We start from the raw sequence: 18,214 nt of genomic DNA, 5'->3' as shown, positions 1-18,214 counted from the left end.
TTCAGACTCCTTTTGCGAGCGCGGTCGTGGCAGCGACGCGCTTGATTTGTCCCATTAACAAGGCGGTAAACACCAGCACCAACACGCTGGCCGTCGCGCCCATCATCCACATATTGCGATAGGCGAGGGCGGGCGGCAGCGTATCCTGCCAGTAGCCAATCACCGGATAGACAAACACATCCGGCAAGAAGCCAATCACTGAGCAAATGCCGATGGTGGTGCCAAGAATTTGTTTCGGCGTATTCACTTCGCCGATGCAGGCAAAATAGAGGCCGCGTGAGGCGTAACAGGTGAACGCCATCAGTAGAATCAAGCCAATCGCCAGCACTAAACTCACCGGCTGGCGTGTCACCAACCACAACAAAATCAGCGTAGTGAAACTGACTAACGCAAACACCTGAATCACGCGAGTTGGCGAACGCCAGCGGCTGTAGCTGGTCAGCATGCCGCCCATCGGGCCACAAATGGCGCGGAACACTTTATTGATGATAATGCCCATGTAGCTGGCCGCGACCAGCGACATGCCATAAATCTCTGAGAGGTAGTTAGTGGAATAACTCAGAATGGCATACAGCGTATAGACACCGAAAATGATCATGCTGCAATACCAGGTGGTCGGCATTTTCAGTACGCGAATGGCGTGTTGCAGGCTAAAAGCGGAAGGCTCGTCGTCATGATGTTGTGCGAAGCCATCACTGACTAAAAACCAGCAGGCGATGCCCAAAGCAATGTAGGTACCGCTATAGATGAGAATCACCGCTTTCAGGCTGTTAGGATCGTCAGGATGGAACTGCGCAAACACCCACACGGTGAACAGCGCCAAACCCATTACGCCGACGCCGCGCAAACCTTCCATCCAGCCCATGATTTTGCCTTGCTCTTCACGCGTGCCGAGCAGCGAAGCGGCTTTGATCGACACCGCCCACAGCAGCAAAATGGTGGTAATGGCGAACGCCACCTGAATGAGCAGCATCGCCCACAGCGGGGGATAGGTTGCCATAATCAACCCCAATAATCCGGTAGCGATCATCGCGCCTGACATCACTTTGCGGTGCGAAAATTTATCGGAAATAATGCCGCCAGGCGCATAAAGTAAAATCGCCGTAATACCGAAGGTGCTCATAATTAAGCCGATTTCAGTATTGGAAAAACCCATAAATTTCGCCATCGGAATCTGATAGATATAGCGTAAATAGGCCAGGTCGAAACTAATGCCTCCGCTGATGCTAATTACCGCAAGCGTTAACCAGCGGGTGATATTATTGGTTTGCATCTCAGAACCCCAAATTAGAAACAAAAAAAAGAGAAAAGTGTCCTCTCCGCGTTGGCGGAAAGTTACTTTTCTCTTCGTCTCAGACAGTAACGGACGACATTTCTATCACGGCGTAAAGTGCAGACGCTGTGAAGATACTCACAAAATGAGTTTTATATATTCACTCGGTATTTTCCTATTTATTTATCGGCAAAATTCAGAACGGTTTTTCAAGGTGTGTATTTGTGACTGTGATCGCTTTTTATTGGCTTTTTATTTTAAAACACGCATGTTAGCGTAATTAACAGTTACTCGAGATTAGGAGAAAAGTAACTTCTTCGCTTCACTGCGAAGGAGCTTGCTTTTCTCCTTTTTTATTGCCCGTTATTCAGCCAGGAGGTGCAATTATGACGACGGAAGCGCTAGAGAGTTTTTCTCTCGACTTCTTTGGACTGCACGGTAAAAGCGCGATTGTTACCGGCGGCAACAGTGGTCTCGGCCAGGCTTTTGCCGTGGCCTTAGCCAAAGCGGGAGCCAATGTGTTTATTCCGGATCTGGCACCAGCCAATCCAGAAACGCGCCAACTGATTGAAAGTTGCGGTGTTCGTGCTGAATTCATGCAGGCCGACATCACTCAACCCGGCGAACCGGCGCGCATTGTTGCCGAGTGTCTGGAGCGCTTTGGCCAACTGGATATTCTGGTGAATAACGCCGGGATCTGTAAGCTAAATTCTGTGCTGGAGTTTGATCGCCAGGATTGGGACCCAATGATCCAGGTGAACCTCACCGCCGCCTTTGAGATGAGCCATCAGGCAGCGAAAATAATGGTGCCGCAGAAACACGGCAAGATTATTAATATTTGCTCACTGTTTTCATGGCTCGGTGGACAAGGATCGCCGGCTTATGCCGCCACTAAACATGCGATTGCCGGTTTAACCAAAGCGTATTGCGATGAGTTAGGCCAACACAATATTCAGGTCAACGGTATTGCGCCGGGATATTACGCCACGCCTATCACCTTAAACACCCGTAGCAATCCCGAAACCAATCAACGCGTATTGGATCATATTCCCGCCAATCGTTGGGGAAATACCCAGGATTTAATGGGGGCGATGGTTTATTTAGCCAGTCGCGCTTCTGATTATGTCAACGGCCATTTGCTCGTTGTCGATGGTGGATATCGAGTCCGCTAGTATTTAATTTAATATAGAGGAATAGAATATGACGCTTTCACGTGAAGCCATTGTCGAACAGTTAAAAGAGATCGTTGGTCCGCAGCATGTCATCACTGACGAAGCGGAATTAAAACGCAGCAGCCACGATCGTTTCCGTAAATATGCCGACATTCACGGTGTTTATACGCTGCCGATTCCCGCGGCTGTGGTGAAATTACAAAGTACCCAACAAGTTTCTGATGTGCTGGCCTTTATGAATAAGCACCAGATCAATGGTGTGCCGCGCACCGGTGCATCGGCAACTGAAGGCGGGCTGGAAACCGCCGCACGTGATTCAGTGGTGCTGGATGGCTCAGAGATGAAGCAGGTCATCAAGATTGATATCGAGAACATGCAGGTAACGGCGCAGTGCGGTGTCACGCTGGAAGTGCTGGAAAATCAACTGCGTGCGCAAGGTTATACCACCGGGCATTCACCGCAGTCTAAGCCACTGGCGCAGATGGGCGGTTTAGTGGCGACGCGCAGCATCGGCCAATTCTCAACGCTGTACGGTGCGATTGAAGACATGGTGGTCGGTTTGGAAGCGGTATTCCCGAATGGTGAAATCACTCGCATTAAAAACGTGCCACGTCGTGCGGCAGGTCCGGATATTCGCCATGTGATCATCGGTAACGAAGGCGCGCTGTGCTACATCACTGAAGTAACGGTGAAGATCTTTAAATATCAGCCAGAAAACAACCGTTTCTATGGTTTCCTGCTTGATTCGATGCAAACCGGTTTCGCCATTCTGCGTGAAGTGATGGTCGATGGTTATCGCCCCTCGATTGCCCGCTTGTACGATCCAGAAGATGCCAATCAGCACTTCAGCCACTTCTCGAAAGGAAAATGTGTGCTGATCTTTATGGCTGAAGGAACGCGCGGCATCAGCGAAGCTACCGGCAAAGGGATTGAAGAGATCGTGGCGCAGCATCGTGAATGCCAAGCGGTGGACAGCAAACTGATCCAAACCTGGTTCGAAAACCTCAACTGGGGACCGGACAAAGTGGCGGCTGAACGTGAGCACATCAAGCGCACTGGCAACATGGGCTTCACCACCGAAGTATCCGGCGATTGGTCAACCATCAACGCCATCTACGAAAACGTGCTGAAGCGCATTCGCACCGAGTTTCCACACGCCAAAGATATCACCATGCTGGGCGGCCACTCATCGCACAGCTACATCAACGGCACCAATATGTATTTCGTCTATGACTACAACGTGGTGGATTGCCGCCCGGAAGAGGAGATGGCGAAATATCACGTGCCGCTGAATGGCATGATTGTGGAAGAGACGCTGAAACTCGGCGGTTCGATGGTGCATCACCACGGCATTGGTAAGCATCGTGTGCAGTGGGCGAAGCAGGAACATGGCAGCGCCTGGCCGATTTTGCAGGCGCTGAAAACCGCCTTTGATCCAAATGGGATTATGAATAAAGGCACCATTTTCCCGCAGGAGTAACGCTGGGATTAGCCAGGTCACCATAAATGGCGACCTTACAAGGCGCGCAGGGAGGCGCGCTTTATTTACTGCACACCTCGCAATCCACATCCTGCGCCACTTTCATGCTGCGGAACTCGGCACTCATCGCGTCATACATCAGCAGCCGCGAGCTGGCTGGCGTACCAAACGCGGTCAGCACTTTTAAGGTTTCCATCGCCTGCATTGCACCGACCACGCCCACCAGCGGCGCCATCACGCCCGCTTCGACACAGCTCAATACCTGATCGCCAAACAGCCGGCTGATGCAGCGATAGCACGGTTCACCGGATTGCCAGGTGAACACGCTGAGCTGGCCTTCCATGCGAATCGCCGCGCCGGAAATCAGCGGCACTTTATGTTGAAAACATTGGCGGTTAATCAGCTCACGCGTTGCCACGTTATCGGTGCAATCGACTACCGCATCATGGCGCGCGATCAATGCGCTGAGTTGCGCTTCATCCAGTTGCGCATCAATCGGTTCGATGTGGCAGTGCGGGTTAATCGCCGCCAACTGCTGCTGCGCCGAGGCCACTTTCGCCATGCCAATTTTCGCATCGCTGTGCAGGATCTGGCGCTGCAAATTGCTCAGGCTAACGCTATCGAAATCAAGCAAGGTGAGATGTCCAACGCCTGCCGACGCCAGATAGGGCGCGGCGGCGCAGCCAAGTCCACCGAGGCCGACAATCAACACGCGCGACGCTTTGAGTTTTTCCTGGCCGTCAAAATCAAAGCCACGCAACACGATTTGACGGTTGTAGCGCAGCATCTCCTCATCGCTTAACTCAATGCTCATCAGCCCTCCAGCAACGTATTGAAGGCTTCGATTTCCACCCATTCACCGGCGGCAACATTGCCACGATCGCGCTCCAGCACCACAAAGCAGTTCGCCAGCGCAAACGAGCTGAACACGTGCGAACCTTGCGCGCCGGTGCTGCGTACTTCCAGTTCACCGTCGTCGCCGCGGCTAACAATCGCACGCTGGAAATCGAGGCGACCCGGCGATTTCTTCAACGGTTCGCTGGCGCGCGCACGCTGACGTAACGGCATGATGCGCGTGGTTTGGCCGGTTAATGTCGCTAATAACGGCTGCACTAATTGATAGAAGGTCACCGCCGCAGAAACCGGATTGCCCGGCAAGCCGCAGAACCAGCTGTTTGCCAGACGGCCAAAGGCAAAGGGTTTGCCGGGTTTAATCGCCAATTTCCAGAAAGTAATGGCGCCGAGCTCCTCCAGCATCGAACGGGTGAAATCGGCTTCCCCGACGGACACGCCGCCAGTGCTGATCACCACATCGGCTTGACGATCGGCTTCGCTGAAGGCTTTGCGCAGCGCATCCTGATCGTCGGCAATCACGCCAAGATCGATCACTTCACAACCCAGTTTGTTAAGCATCAGCGACACGGTAAAACGGTTGGTGTCATAAATCTGGCCTGCCGCCAGTGGCTGACCGACCGCCTGCAACTCATCGCCGGTGGAGAAAATCGCCACGCGCAGTTTACGCAGCACGCTCACTTCGGCGATGCCCAGTGAAGCCAGCAACGGCAACTCTGCCGCCCCAAGCCGCACACCGGCATCCAGAACCTGTTTACCGGCCTGAATATCTTCACCAATGCGGCGGATGTTTTGCCCATTTTGCACCGGCGCAGTAATCACAATGCCACCGTCGCGCTGTTCGGTTTGCTCCTGCATCACCACCGCTTCACAACCGGCGGGAATCGGCGCGCCGGTCATAATGCGAATGGTGCTGCCCGCCGGCCATTCGCCATTAAAAGGTGCACCGGCGAAGGCTTTACCGGCCACCGGCAACACGCGATCGGCGGCGATGTCGGCAAGGCGCACAGCGTAACCATCCATCGCCGAGTTATCGAAAGAGGGCACATCCAACGGCGAATTGACTGGCTTGGCGGTGATGCGTCCAGCGGCTTCAAACAGCGAAACGCTGAGCGAATCACTGATTGGCGTGAGTTGTTGCAGCATTTTTTGCTGCGCGTCTTCAAGGGAGATTAATCCTGCGGTGAAAGGTTCCATGTCCATCTCTGCCTGGTAAGTTTCAGATGCCGTCTATTATGGGTAATGCGCGCCGGTTAAGCGAGTGATGGTGGGTTATTCGCGGTAATCCAATGATGCTGTGGCGCTAAATTGCTGGTCACCATAAANGGTTCCATGTCCATCTCTGCCTGGTAAGTTTCAGATGCCGTCTATTATGGGTAATGCGCGCCGGTTAAGCGAGTGATGGTGGGTTATTCGCGGTAATCCAATGATGCTGTGGCGCTAAATTGCTGGTCACCATAAATGGCGACCCTACAAGATTGTGCGCGTTTTTGTAGGGTCGCCATTTATGGTGACCTGGCAAACCGCACGAAACTAAAAAGCATAAACCACATTAAAAGGTTATGACCGCGCAGGCAGTTTCTGCTTTACAAGCGGGTGGGGCCTTTCTATAGTCGAAAATTGCCAAAAAAAGATGAAAACCATTCTAAATCAGTGTTTTTGGTTCTAATTCCTTGACAGGGTATCGGTTATGGCTAAAGCAGTTATCGCAATTCACGGCGGTGCGGGCGCGATTACGCGTGCGGCAATGAGCGCCGAAAAAGAGCAGCATTATCTTCAGCAACTCAACGCAATCGTTACCGCTGGCCAGCAAATTCTGGCCGCCGGTGGCAGTGCGCTGGATGCGGTGACCGAAGCGGTGCGCCTGCTGGAAGAGTGCCCGCTGTTTAATGCGGGCAAGGGCGCGGTGTTCACCCATCAAGGCACCCACGAGTTGGATGCCAGCATTATGGATGGCCGCACGCTGGATGTCGGCGCTGTCGCCGGTGTTAGCCATATTCGCAATCCGATTCTTGCCGCGCGTAAAGTGCTGGAGAACAGCCCGCACGTACTGTTTATTGGCGCAGGCGCAGAGGCTTTTGCCGTTGAGCAAGGCTTAGCGCCGGTCGATGCCGATTATTTCTCCACGCCAGAACGTTGGGAACAGTTACAGCGCGCACTACACAGCCAGCAGATGGTGCTCGATCATGATGGCGAAGCACAAAGCCACAGCGATGATCCGCTGGACCCGGATCGCAAATTCGGCACGGTCGGTGCGGTGGCGCTGGATCTTCAGGGTAATCTGGCTGCCGCCACTTCAACTGGCGGTATGACCAACAAACAAGCCGGACGCGTCGGCGATTCACCGTTAGTCGGCGCGGGCTGCTACGCCAGCAACGACAGCGTGGCAGTTTCCTGCACCGGTACCGGCGAAGTGTTTATCCGCACGCTGGCGGCTTATGACGTGGCGGCACAGATGCATTACGCCGGACGCTCGCTGCAACAGGCCACGGCCAATGTCATCCATGACAAAGTGCAAGAGCTGGAAGGCAGTGGCGGATTGATTGCGGTGGATGCCGCAGGCAACGTGGCGCTGCCATTTAACAGCGAAGGTATGTATCGCGGTTTCGCCTATGTGGATGGTGATGTTGAGGTAGCAATTTACCGCGACAGCTAAGGAGCAGGCATGACGGATCAACAGTGGCAGTTTGCGCCTGAACAAGTGTTAGCGGTGCGCGATCTCAATGTACGTTTTGAGCATGAAGGCCGTATTACCGAGGCGGTGAGGAATTTGTCGCTCGACCTGCATCGCGGTGAAACGCTGGCGCTGGTCGGCGAATCGGGATCGGGTAAATCCGTCACCTCGTTAGCGTTAATGCGCTTGATTCAGCAAGCGGGCGGCGAGGTTAGCGGTGAAATTCAGCTGCGGCGCCGCAACGGTGAAGTGCTGGACGTGATGCGCGCTTCTGGCGGCCAGATGCGCAAGGTACGCGGCGCGGACATGGCGATGATTTTCCAGGAGCCGATGACTTCGCTCAATCCGGTATTCACGGTGGGCGAGCAGATTGCCGAATCCATTCGTTTGCATCAGGGCAAAAGTCATCAGCAGGCGTTAGCGGAAGCGCGACGGATGCTGGATCTGGTCCGTATTCCCGAAGCAAACAATGTGCTGTCACGTTATCCCCATCAACTCTCCGGCGGCATGCGCCAGCGCGTGATGATCGCCATGGCGTTGTCGTGCAAACCCGCTTTGCTGATTGCCGATGAACCGACCACCGCACTCGACGTCACCATCCAGGCGCAGATTCTGCAACTGATCCGTGTGCTGCAGAAAGAGATGCAGATGGGGGTGATCTTTATCACTCACGACATGGGCGTGGTGGCGGAGATGGCGGATCGCGTGCAGGTGATGTATCGCGGTGACGTGGTGGAACGCGCGCCGGTGCAGCAACTGTTTGCCGAGCCGCAACAACCTTATACCCGCGCGCTGTTGGCTGCGGTGCCGAAGCTGGGCGCGATGCACGGCCAGGCGTTGCCAGCCAAGTTTCCGCTGTTGCACAACAACGGCCGCGAAGAGGCGGTGCAACCGCAAGATACAGTCCGCCATGATCGCCCGCCGATATTGCAAGTACGCGATCTTGTGACCCGTTTCGATATTCGCGGCGGCTTGCTCAATCGCGTTAAACGTCGCGTCCATGCGGTGGAAAAGGTCAGCTTCGATCTTTACGCCGGTGAAACGCTGGCGTTGGTCGGCGAATCGGGCTGCGGCAAATCCACGACCGGGCGTTCGCTGCTGCGGCTGGTCGCCAGCCAAGGCGGCACCATCACCTTTGACGGTCAGCGCATTGATGCCTTGCAAGGCAATGCGCTGGCGTCGCTACGTCGCGATATCCAGTTTATTTTTCAGGATCCGTATGCCTCGCTCGATCCACGCTTAACCGTCGGTTTTTCCATTATGGAACCGCTGCTGGTGCATAAAACCATGGATCGTCGCCAGGCGGAAAAGCGCGTGGCGTGGCTACTAGAGCGCGTAGGCTTGCTGCCGGAACATGCGCAGCGCTATCCGCACGAGTTTTCTGGCGGTCAGCGCCAGCGCATCTGTATTGCGCGCGCGCTGGCGCTCAATCCTAAAGTGGTGATCGCCGATGAATCGGTGTCAGCGCTGGATGTGTCGATTCAGGCACAGATCATCAATCTGATGCTCGATTTGCAGCGCGAATTTGGCATCGCCTTCTTATTTATCTCGCACGATATGGCGGTGGTGGAACGTATCAGCCATCGCGTGGCAGTGATGTATCTCGGACAGATTGTAGAGATGGGGCCGCGCCAATCGGTGTTCGAACAGCCGCGCCATCCTTACACCAAAAAACTGATGGCCGCGGTGCCAGTGGCCGATCCGGCCCATCGGCATCGTGAGCGGGCGCTAATGGTGGATGAGATCCCCAGCCCGATTCGCCCGTTGGGTGATGAGCCGGAAGTGGCACCGTTACTGGAAGTGGCACCGGGCCATTTTGTCGCCCGCCACGCAATTAGCGGCGCCTGAGCAGCAAGCAACCGCACATCTTTGGATGTCGCGCATGACAGGGATTACAGGAGATCGATAACAATGCAGCACATTATACGAAAAGGGGTTATCACTGCCGGTTTGTTGAGTTCGGCGCTGGCTCTGCCCGCGTGGGCGGCGAAAGATGCGGTGATTGCGGTGGCTTCAACCTTCACCACCCTCGATCCTTACGATGCTAACGATACGCTGTCGCAAGCGGTGGCGAAGTCATTCTATCAAGGCCTGTTTGGCTTCGATAAAGACATGAAGCTGACTAACGTGCTGGCGGAAAGTTATCAGGCCAGCAGTGACGGTTTGACCTACACCATCAAACTGCGCCCGGGGGTGAAATTCCAGGATGGCACCGATTTCAACGCCGAAGCGGTGAAAGCCAACATCGATCGCGCCAGCAATCCGGACAATCATCTCAAACGCTACAACCTGTTCAAATATGTCGCCAGCACTGAAGCGGTGGATGCGCTGACGGTAAAAATCACGCTGAAGCAGCCGTTCTCTGCGTTCATCAACAACCTGGCACATCCCGCGGCGGTGATGATTTCGCCGACCGCGCTGAAGAAATACGGCAAAGACATCGGCTTCCATCCGGTGGGAACCGGGCCATTTATCTTTGAAACCTGGAATCAAACCGACTTTGTCAAAGTGAAGAAGTGGGATGGTTACTGGAAGAAGGGCTATCCGAAGCTGGACAGCATTACCTGGCGTCCGGTGGTGGATAACAACACCCGTGCGGCGATGTTGCAAACCGGCGAAGCTACGTTTGCCTTCCCGGTGCCGTTCGAGCAGGCCAAACTGCTGGAAGGCAACAGCAAGCTGGATGTGGTGACCACGCCGTCGATCATGCAGCGCTATATCAGTCTGAACGTAACGCAAAAGCCGTTTGATAACCCGAAAGTGCGTGAAGCGCTGGAGTATGCCATCAACCGCCAGGCGTTGGCGAAAGTGGCGTTTGCCGGTTACGCCACGCCAGCTAACGGCATCGTGCCGCCGGCTATCGACTTCGCACAGAAATATCCGGAGGTCAAATACGATCCGGCGAAAGCACGCGAATTGCTGAAAGAAGCGGGCTATCCGAACGGTTTCGAAACCACCTTGTGGTCGTCGCATAACCACAGCACCGCGCAGAAAGTGTTGCAGTTCACTCAGCAACAACTGGCGCAGGTTGGCGTGAAAGTGAAAGTCACGGCGATGGATGCCGGTCAACGTGCTGCGGAAGTGGAGAGCAAAGGACAGAAAGAGAGCGGTGTGCGCATGTTCTACACCGGCTGGTCGGCTTCAACCGGCGAAGCGGATTGGGCGCTGACACCGTTGTTCGCCACGGCTTCATGGCCACCAGTGATCTTTAACACTGCGTTCTACAGCAATCCGCAGGTGGATAAAGATCTCGCTGATGCACTGAAAACCACCGATCGCGATCAGAAAGCCAAACTGTACAAAGACGCGCAGGATCGCATCTGGAACGACCATCCGTGGATCCCGCTGGTGGTGGAGCAACTGCTGTCTGCCAACAATAAAAACCTCAGCGGTTTTTATGTCATGCCCGATACCTCATTCAATTTCGATGAGGCCGATCTGAAGTAACAGACGCGGCCAGCCTTGCGGGGCTGGCCGATGCTGCGCAGGACTTCGCATGCTTAACTATTTTCTCAAACGATTACTCGGTTTGATTCCCACGCTGCTGATTGTTGCAGTGTTGGTGTTTATGTTTGTCCATCTGCTGCCAGGCGATCCGGCGCGCTTGATCGCGGGCCCGGAAGCGGATGCCTCGGTGGTGGCGTTGGTGCGCCAGGATTTGGGGCTCGATCAGCCGCTGATCAAGCAATTTTGGCACTTCATGATTAATGCGGTGCAGGGCGATTTCGGCCATTCGCTGGTATCGAAGCGTCCGGTGATCGACGAAATCGCGGCGCGCTTCTTCCCTACGCTGTGGCTGACGCTGAGCAGCATGGTGTGGGCGGTGATTTTCGGCATGGCGATTGGCATCACCTCGGCGGTATGGCGCAATCGTTGGCCCGATCGCATCGGCATGACCTTGGCGGTGTCCGGCATTTCGTTCCCGGCATTTGCGCTCGGCATGCTGCTGATGCAGGTGTTTTCGGTCGAACTGGGTTGGTTACCGACCGTCGGCGCGGATAGCTGGAAACACTACATTCTGCCATCGATCACTTTAGGTGCCGCAGTCGCGGCGGTGATGGCGCGCTTTACCCGCGCCTCGTTCGTGGAAGTGATGCAGGAAGATTACATGCGCACCGCGCGCGCCAAAGGAGTGCGTGAATCGCTGGTGGTGGTAAAACACGGCTTGCGCAACGCGATGATTCCGGTGGTCACCATGATGGGCTTGCAATTCGGTTTCCTGCTTGGCGGCTCGATTGTGGTGGAAGTGGTGTTCAACTGGCCCGGTTTAGGCCGTTTGTTAGTGGATTCGGTGGAGATGCGCGATTACCCGGTGATTCAAGCCGAAGTGTTGCTGTTCTCGCTGGAGTTCATCCTGATTAACCTGATTGTCGATGTGCTGTACGCGGCAATCAACCCGGCAATTCGCTACAAGTAAGGAGTCGCAATTGAAAAACTGGCGACGTGCGGCGGCATTGAAAACCATGCCGATGATAACGGAAGACCGGGTACGTACGCCGTGGCGCGAATTCTGGCGGCGTTTTCGCCGTCAGCATGTAGCGCTGCTGGCGGGATTGTTTGTGCTGTTGCTGATTGTGGTGGCGTTTATCGCGCCGATGATTGCGCCGTTTGATGCGGAAAACTATTTCGATTACGACCGGCTGAATGAAGGTCCGTCGCTGATGCACTGGTTTGGTGTTGATTCGCTGGGGCGCGATATCTTCAGCCGCGTTCTGGTCGGCACGCGTATTTCATTGATTGCTGGCTTCTTCTCAGTGGCGATTGGGGCATTGATCGGCACGGTACTGGGCTTGCTGGCGGGCTACTACGAAGGCTGGTGGGATCGCATCACCATGCGAATCTGCGATGTGCTGTTTGCCTTTCCCGGCATTTTGCTGGCGATTGCTGTGGTGGCGATCATGGGGAGCGGCATGAGCAACGTGATTGTTGCGGTGGCGATATTCAGTATTCCGGCGTTCGCCCGTTTAGTGCGCGGCAACACCTTAGTGCTGAAACATCAAACCTATATTGAGTCGGCACGCAGCATCGGCGCATCGGATTGGACCATCATCATGCGCCATATCCTGCCCGGCACGGTGTCGTCGATTGTGGTCTATTTCACCATGCGCATCGGCACCTCGATTATTACCGCTGCGAGTTTGTCATTTCTCGGCCTGGGCGCACAGCCGCCAACGCCGGAGTGGGGCGCGATGCTCAATGAAGCCCGCGCCGATATGGTGATTGCGCCGCATGTGGCGATTTTCCCCAGCCTGGCGATTTTCCTTACCGTGCTGGCGTTTAATCTGCTCGGCGATGGTTTGCGTGATGCGCTGGATCCGAAACTGAAGACGTAATAAAAAATGCGGTCACCATAAATGGCGACCCTACAAAACGCGCCTATTTTATTTGCCGCGCGATACCCGCATCGTTCGCCCGTAGGGTCGCCATTCATGGCGACCTTTTCAACCCGCGCAGGATACCGGCCTTAAAACGTTTCCCAATTGTCATTGCTGTGCGCGACAGCCGGTTGTGCACGAGTCGGTGCTAGCGCCGGTTTCATGACTTTTGCTACCGGCGCAACCGCCTGACGTTTACCGGTATTAAAGCGTGCGACCGCAGAGGAGAGGCTGCTGGCCTGCTGTTCCAGCGACGCCGAGGCATTGGCTGATTCCTGCACCAGCGTTGCGTTCTGCTGCGTCACGCGATCCATCTCGTTTACTGCCTGACCAATTTGATCAATGCCGCGGCTCTGCTCATCAGACGCTGAAGCGATCTCGCCCATGATGTCCGTTACACGCGTTACCGCGCTGACAATTTCTTGCATGGTGTCTCCAGCGCTGCTCACCTGCTGCGAGCCAAGATTGACGCGCTGCGCTGAATCTTCAATCAGCAATTTGATCTCTTTCGCCGCCTGCGCACTGCGCTGCGCCAGATTACGCACTTCACCGGCCACCACAGCAAAACCGCGTCCTTGCTCACCGGCACGCGCTGCTTCAACCGCCGCATTCAGCGCAAGGATGTTGGTCTGGAAGGCAATGCCATCAATCACGCTGGTGATGTCGGCGATCTTCTTCGAGCTATCGGCAATATCGCGCATGGTTTTCACCACGCCATCCACCACGTTGCCACCTTTGTCGGCGGTTTCGGAGGCGGTTTTGGCTAACTGCGTCGCCTGGCGTGCGTTATCGGCGTTTTGTTTCACCGTCGCAGTTAACTCTTCCATGCTGGCGGCGGTTTCTTCCAGTGACGCAGCTTGCTGTTCGGTACGCGACGAAAGGTCGTTATTGCCAGAAGCAATTTCGCTGGCGCTACCAAAAATCGCATCGGCGCTGTCACGCACATTGTTGATGGTGCTGAGCAACGCTTGTTGCATGTGGCTGAGACTGGCGGCAATCGACGCCATTTCGCTGCGGCCCTCAATCTGCAAAGGCACCGAAAGGTCGCCCTCGGCAAAGCGTTCCATCTGCTGCTGCACCTGTTTCATTGGTGCCAGTAAGATGCGGCGCACCAGCATCCATACGGCGACGAGCAGCGCCATGACAATAATCGCCATCGCGGCCATCATCTCAAGCATATGCTGATAGGTTGTGTCGTTTTGCATGCTGCGTTCAGCCAGCAGCTGCGCACTCTGCTCACGCCACTGCTTGTAAGCGGCTTCCAGATCGTCCTGCGCTTGTTGTGCATCCAGGTTGCCGTATGCAGCATAATTATTGGCCTTGAGGAATACGGCCGACTGTTTCAGCAGTTCAGCGAAAGCAGTGAATTTGGCATCGACCACGTTGGCGGAAGCTTCACTTTGTCCGGCAATACGCGGCAAACTTTTATACTGGTCGTAATGCTGTTGCGCCACCTCCAAAGAAGCTCCTGCGCTGATCAGCAGTTTATTGATGGCGGCAACTGAGGCTTCATCGGTCTGATTTTTCAGGATGCGAATCGCAACACGGTTAATGATCACGCGGGTTTTTATCAGCGTTTGCCAACCGTCTCCCAATTCACGCTGTTGGCGTGATAACTGGTCGCTGGTGGTGAAATTATGCTGCCCGGAAATCAATGAAGACAAAAATAACGATCCGGAAATCGCCTGCATCGCGCTGAACACCACCAGTATCATCATGATGGCGGTCACAATTTTCATTCGTTTAAACATAGGGGCATCTCTGAGGAAGTAGGCTGATAGTTAGGTTATCGGTGAAAAAACCCATCGCTTAAGTGCCAGCAGGAAATAATTCCGTTACGGGATGATGAGAAGGCGAAGAAATAGATGAAAGCATTCAATTATGATCAAGATTTCAAGCACATTGATTTTCGACAGCAACCAGAGCGTTATCAGGTGGGACGCGGTGAACAGGGCGTATTAATGGTCGAACCGTATAAGAGCGAAATTTTGCCGCACTGGCGTTTTCGCACGGTGGAACTGGCGCAGGAATCTTCGCAACAGATTATGCAGATGTTTGAGGCCTATCGCGCGCAGGATGATTTTGTCGGCATGGATATGGCGCGCAAATATATTCAGATGGGATACACGCGGGCGCGGCGCTACAGCAATCATCAGGGTGGACGCAAATACGATGCTGAAGGTAAAGAATTGCCACGCACCACAGAAAAAGAAAAGGCCGCTGCGGCGGCCATTTTTAAAGCGTGTTGGGATCGCATAAGAACCGATACCGACTATCTGGCGCGCAAACGAGCGCACCAGCAGAAGTATGGTTAAACGCGCGTACCCCAGAGATCGTACTCATCGGCGTGTTCCACTTTGACACGCACCACATCGCCGACTTTCACCTGACGATCGCCATTCAGATACACCGCGCCGTCGATTTCCGGGGCATCGGCCATGCTGCGGCCTACTGCGCCTTCTTCATCCACTTCATCAATGATCACCAGCACTTCGCGGCCAATTTTCTCTTGCAGACGTTCGCTGGAGATTTTCTGCTGCAACTGCATGAAGCGGTCAAAACGTTCCTGTTTAATCTCTTCCGGCACCTGATCCGGAAGCTGATTAGCAGTCGCACCTTCAACCGGGCTGTACTGGAAGCAGCCGACACGATCCAGGCGGGCTTCTTTCAGGAAATCGAGCAGCATCTGGAAATCTTCTTCGGTTTCGCCTGGGAAGCCGACAATGAAGGTTGAACGCAGCGTCAACTCTGGGCAGATCTCACGCCAGCGTTTGATGCGCTCCAGCGTGCGCTCCACCGCGCCAGGACGCTTCATCAACTTCAGGATGCGCGGGCTGGCGTGCTGCAAGGGGATATCGAGGTACGGCAGAATTTTGCCTTCAGCCATCAGCGGAATCACGTCATCCACATGCGGATACGGGTAAACGTAGTGCAGACGCACCCACACGCCGAGTTTCGCCAACTGCTCGCACAGGCTTACCATGCTGGTTTTCACTGGCGATCCGTTCCAGAAACCGGTGCGATGTTTTACATCAACGCCGTACGCGGAGGTATCTTGCGAGATTACCAGCAGCTCTTTCACGCCAGCTTCGACTAAACGCTTCGCTTCATCTAGCACCGAACCGATTGGGCGGCTATCGAGATCGCCACGCATTGATGGAATGATGCAGAAGGTGCAGCGATGGTTACAGCCTTCGGATATTTTCAAGTAGGCGTAATGGCGCGGCGTCAGTTTCACACCTTGCTCTGGCACCAGACTCAGGAACGGGTTGTGTTCTGGCTTCGGCACATAGGTATGCACGTGTGACAGCACTTGTTCGTAGCTGTGCGGGCCGGTAATTTCCAGCACCTTTGGATGCACTTCGCGGATTTGATCCACTTTGGCACCCAGGCAGCCAGTGACGATCACTTTGCCGTTCTCGTTCAGCGCTTCGCCAATCGCTTCCAGTGATTCCTGTACGGCGCTATCAATAAATCCACAGGTGTTAACGATGACGATCTCCGCATCATCGTAGCGAGGGACCACGTCATAACCCTCAGTACGCAGTTCCGTCAGGATGCGTTCAGAGTCAACGAGGTTTTTCGGACAGCCGAGGGAGACGAACCCCACGCGCGGTGGATTTTTGACTTGGCTCATAAGGTTAAAAATTCATCATAATTAGTGTGGATAGGGGGGCGATTGTACAGAGGTTGCAGGGGAAAATGTATAGGCTGTGTAAGAATCTCCTCATCGAGCAACTATTGTGCTGTGAATATGCTTAACTCTGCTGGCGGCGCGCGAAATTGCGGCTGCATTGAGTAAAAGTAACCTGCTGCTGCTCTGAGATCCGAGTTGTGTAAGTGGGAGTGTTTTGCTTAAATATTGGGTCGGTGAATGTAAGTTATTATCTTCACTGAAAATTTCTAATCGCGCTGTCGGTGAATCCTCACTGTCAGGGCCGAAGCGGATAATGTGAGAGCAGACATATGCAAGAGATCGTCAAAGGTTTTCTGAATTTTCAACAGAATGTGTTCCCTGAAAGGAAGGATCTTTTCAAAAGTTTGGCATCCAACCAAAATCCCAAAGCCCTGTTTATCTCTTGCTCAGACAGCCGTCTGGTGCCTGAGTTGGTAACGCAATCAGAGCCAGGCCAACTGTTCGTGATCCGTAACGCTGGCAATATCGTGCCACCGTTCGGTCCTGAGCCTGGTGGTGTGTCGGCGACTATCGAATATGCCGTGGTGGCGTTGGGCGTGACGGAAATAATCATTTGTGGTCACTCCAACTGCGGTGCCATGAACGCGATTGCGTCGAATGCCGATCTGGAAAGCATGCCAGCGGTTGATCACTGGTTACACTACGCCAACGCGGCGAAAGCGGTGGTGGAAGAGCGTAACTACGATTCGGTTGAGAAACGTCTCAACGAGATGGTGAAAGAAAACGTGATTGCCCAGCTCAACAATATCAAAACACATCCTTCTGTTTCGGTGGCGCTGCGTAAGAAAAAGCTGCGTCTGCACGGGTGGGTTTACGATATTGAAAGCGGCGGCATTATTGCGCTAACCAAAGGCGGCGACTCGTTTATTTCGTTGTCTGAAAATCCGGAAACCTGCTTCGAGTAATTTCCTGTAACCACCTGCTATGCGGGTGGTTTTTTCTCTCAATTCATTCATATTTCCTAACGTTTCGCTTGCCAGCCTCTACACTTGAGAAGCAATTACCTCTGATAAGGGCTTTCTCATGCGATTTCCCCTCTATGCTTCTGTTCTGACGCTGGCAATGCTTGCGGCGGGCTGTACCTCTCATGTCACCAGCAAAGAGCAATATTCCGGTTTTCTCGGTGATTACAGCGAGTTGAAGTCCACCGAGTCGCCGAGTGGTAAACCGACGCTGCGTTGGATTTCTCCTGATTATCACGATGCGGATTACAAAAGCGTGGTGTATACGCCAGTGGTTTATTATCCTGCCGCGCATCCTACCGCGCGTATTGATCAGCAAACGCTGGATGGCATTCGCAGCTATACCGATACGCAGCTAAAACAGGCGATTTCACAACGTAAACCGTTGGTGACGCAAAAAGGCCCGCATACCTTGCTGGTGAAAACCGCCATCACTTCTGTGACGGCTGAAAACGAAGGCATGCAGTTCTACGAAGTGGTGCCGATGGCCGCGGTAGTGGCGAGCACCATGGCGGCCACCGGACATCGTACGCAAAACAGTGCGCTGTTCCTGGAGGTCGAAGCGGTGGATGCCCAAACTGGCAAGCCGCTGATCAAAGTCGTACGCAAAGCGTTTGGCAAAAATCTGCCAAATAACAGCACGCCAATCACGCTGGCCGACCTGCGTCCGGGTATCGACGAAATGGTGCGCGACGTTTTAGCGTTTCCCGCTCAGTAAATGATGGCCCG

General features: G+C 54.2%; 15 protein-coding genes. 10 read left to right on the top strand and 5 right to left on the bottom strand.

The features are described 5' to 3' along the window. Window position 1 precedes the first annotated feature (1 nt). Window positions 2-1,273 (bottom strand): MFS transporter, encoded by a 1,272-nt coding sequence (locus tag ACPUC7_RS16655; RefSeq protein WP_494923738.1) that lies wholly within the window; start codon window positions 1,271-1,273, stop codon window positions 2-4. A gap of 386 nt (window positions 1,274-1,659) precedes the next feature. On the opposite strand from ACPUC7_RS16655, the gene ACPUC7_RS16650 reads away from it, so the two are divergent. Together ACPUC7_RS16650 and ACPUC7_RS16645 are read left to right on the top strand one after the other, a co-directional pair. After that, window positions 1,660-2,445, top strand: a complete 786-nt coding sequence (locus tag ACPUC7_RS16650; RefSeq protein WP_343551448.1) for an SDR family oxidoreductase — start codon at window positions 1,660-1,662, stop codon at window positions 2,443-2,445. A gap of 28 nt (window positions 2,446-2,473) precedes the next feature. Beyond that, the gene (locus ACPUC7_RS16645; RefSeq protein ID WP_494923737.1) at window positions 2,474-3,925 is read left to right on the top strand and encodes an FAD-binding oxidoreductase; all 1,452 of its coding nucleotides are present in this window, start codon (window positions 2,474-2,476) and stop codon (window positions 3,923-3,925) included. A 61-nt stretch (window positions 3,926-3,986) separates the two neighbouring features. On the opposite strand, the gene moeB is transcribed toward ACPUC7_RS16645, so the two are convergent. Then, window positions 3,987-4,739 (bottom strand): molybdopterin-synthase adenylyltransferase MoeB, encoded by a 753-nt coding sequence (gene moeB / locus ACPUC7_RS16640; RefSeq protein WP_494923736.1) that lies wholly within the window; start codon window positions 4,737-4,739, stop codon window positions 3,987-3,989. Beyond that, entirely contained in the window at window positions 4,739-5,974 is a 1,236-nt protein-coding gene (moeA, locus tag ACPUC7_RS16635; protein ID WP_494923764.1) for a molybdopterin molybdotransferase MoeA, read from the bottom strand. Before moeA ends, moeB begins: the two co-directional genes overlap by 1 nt. A gap of 493 nt (window positions 5,975-6,467) precedes the next feature. Here moeA and ACPUC7_RS16630 point away from each other — a divergent pair, with 493 nt between their 5' ends. The 5 genes from ACPUC7_RS16630 to gsiD all read left to right on the top strand — a co-directional run bounded on the left by ACPUC7_RS16630 (window position 6,468) and on the right by gsiD (window position 12,784). Continuing rightward, window positions 6,468-7,433, top strand: a complete 966-nt coding sequence (locus ACPUC7_RS16630) for an isoaspartyl peptidase/L-asparaginase family protein (protein WP_494923735.1) — start codon at window positions 6,468-6,470, stop codon at window positions 7,431-7,433. Window positions 7,434-7,442: 9 nt separating this feature from the next. Continuing rightward, window positions 7,443-9,299 carry a glutathione ABC transporter ATP-binding protein GsiA gene (gsiA, locus tag ACPUC7_RS16625; RefSeq protein ID WP_494923734.1) on the top strand — a complete coding sequence of 619 codons (1,857 nt, stop codon included), beginning with the start codon at window positions 7,443-7,445 and terminating at the stop codon, window positions 9,297-9,299. 63 nt (window positions 9,300-9,362) lie between these two features. Further along, window positions 9,363-10,898: a glutathione ABC transporter substrate-binding protein GsiB gene (gsiB, locus tag ACPUC7_RS16620; RefSeq protein ID WP_494923733.1), complete on the top strand. Its 1,536-nt coding sequence runs from the start codon at window positions 9,363-9,365 to the stop codon at window positions 10,896-10,898. 49 nt (window positions 10,899-10,947) lie between these two features. After that, window positions 10,948-11,868, top strand: coding sequence for a glutathione ABC transporter permease GsiC (gene gsiC / locus ACPUC7_RS16615; RefSeq protein ID WP_343551438.1), 921 nt, complete (start codon window positions 10,948-10,950; stop codon window positions 11,866-11,868). Window positions 11,869-11,878: 10 nt separating this feature from the next. Beyond that, window positions 11,879-12,784, top strand: a complete 906-nt coding sequence (gene gsiD, locus ACPUC7_RS16610; protein ID WP_343551437.1) for a glutathione ABC transporter permease GsiD — start codon at window positions 11,879-11,881, stop codon at window positions 12,782-12,784. Window positions 12,785-12,915: 131 nt separating this feature from the next. Here gsiD and ACPUC7_RS16605 read toward each other — a convergent pair whose 3' ends face one another. Continuing rightward, the gene (locus ACPUC7_RS16605) at window positions 12,916-14,577 is read right to left on the bottom strand and encodes a methyl-accepting chemotaxis protein (protein WP_494923732.1); all 1,662 of its coding nucleotides are present in this window, start codon (window positions 14,575-14,577) and stop codon (window positions 12,916-12,918) included. 114 nt (window positions 14,578-14,691) lie between these two features. Between ACPUC7_RS16605 and ACPUC7_RS16600 the strand changes: the two genes are divergently transcribed. Next, window positions 14,692-15,141 (top strand): DUF4385 domain-containing protein, encoded by a 450-nt coding sequence (locus ACPUC7_RS16600; RefSeq protein WP_343551435.1) that lies wholly within the window; start codon window positions 14,692-14,694, stop codon window positions 15,139-15,141. Here the strand turns inward: ACPUC7_RS16600 and rimO are convergent. Then, a complete protein-coding gene (rimO, locus tag ACPUC7_RS16595; protein WP_494923731.1) occupies window positions 15,138-16,463 on the bottom strand; it encodes a 30S ribosomal protein S12 methylthiotransferase RimO in 1,326 nt (441 codons plus the stop codon). The two genes, ACPUC7_RS16600 and rimO, sit on opposite strands and share 4 nt — an antisense overlap. 329 nt (window positions 16,464-16,792) lie before the next feature. Between rimO and ACPUC7_RS16590 the strand changes: the two genes are divergently transcribed. Together ACPUC7_RS16590 and ACPUC7_RS16585 are read left to right on the top strand one after the other, a co-directional pair. Next, window positions 16,793-17,428: a carbonic anhydrase gene (locus ACPUC7_RS16590; RefSeq protein ID WP_343551433.1), complete on the top strand. Its 636-nt coding sequence runs from the start codon at window positions 16,793-16,795 to the stop codon at window positions 17,426-17,428. A 118-nt stretch (window positions 17,429-17,546) separates the two neighbouring features. Beyond that, complete coding sequence (locus tag ACPUC7_RS16585; protein WP_494923730.1) at window positions 17,547-18,203, top strand: DUF3313 domain-containing protein; 657 nt, start codon at window positions 17,547-17,549, stop codon at window positions 18,201-18,203. The last annotated feature ends 11 nt before the right edge of the window (window positions 18,204-18,214 follow it).

Source organism: Pantoea sp. CFCC18179, assembly GCF_059412405.1.
The sequence above is the reverse complement of the archived record's forward strand: the minus strand, read 5'-3'. Positions and strand labels throughout refer to the sequence as shown.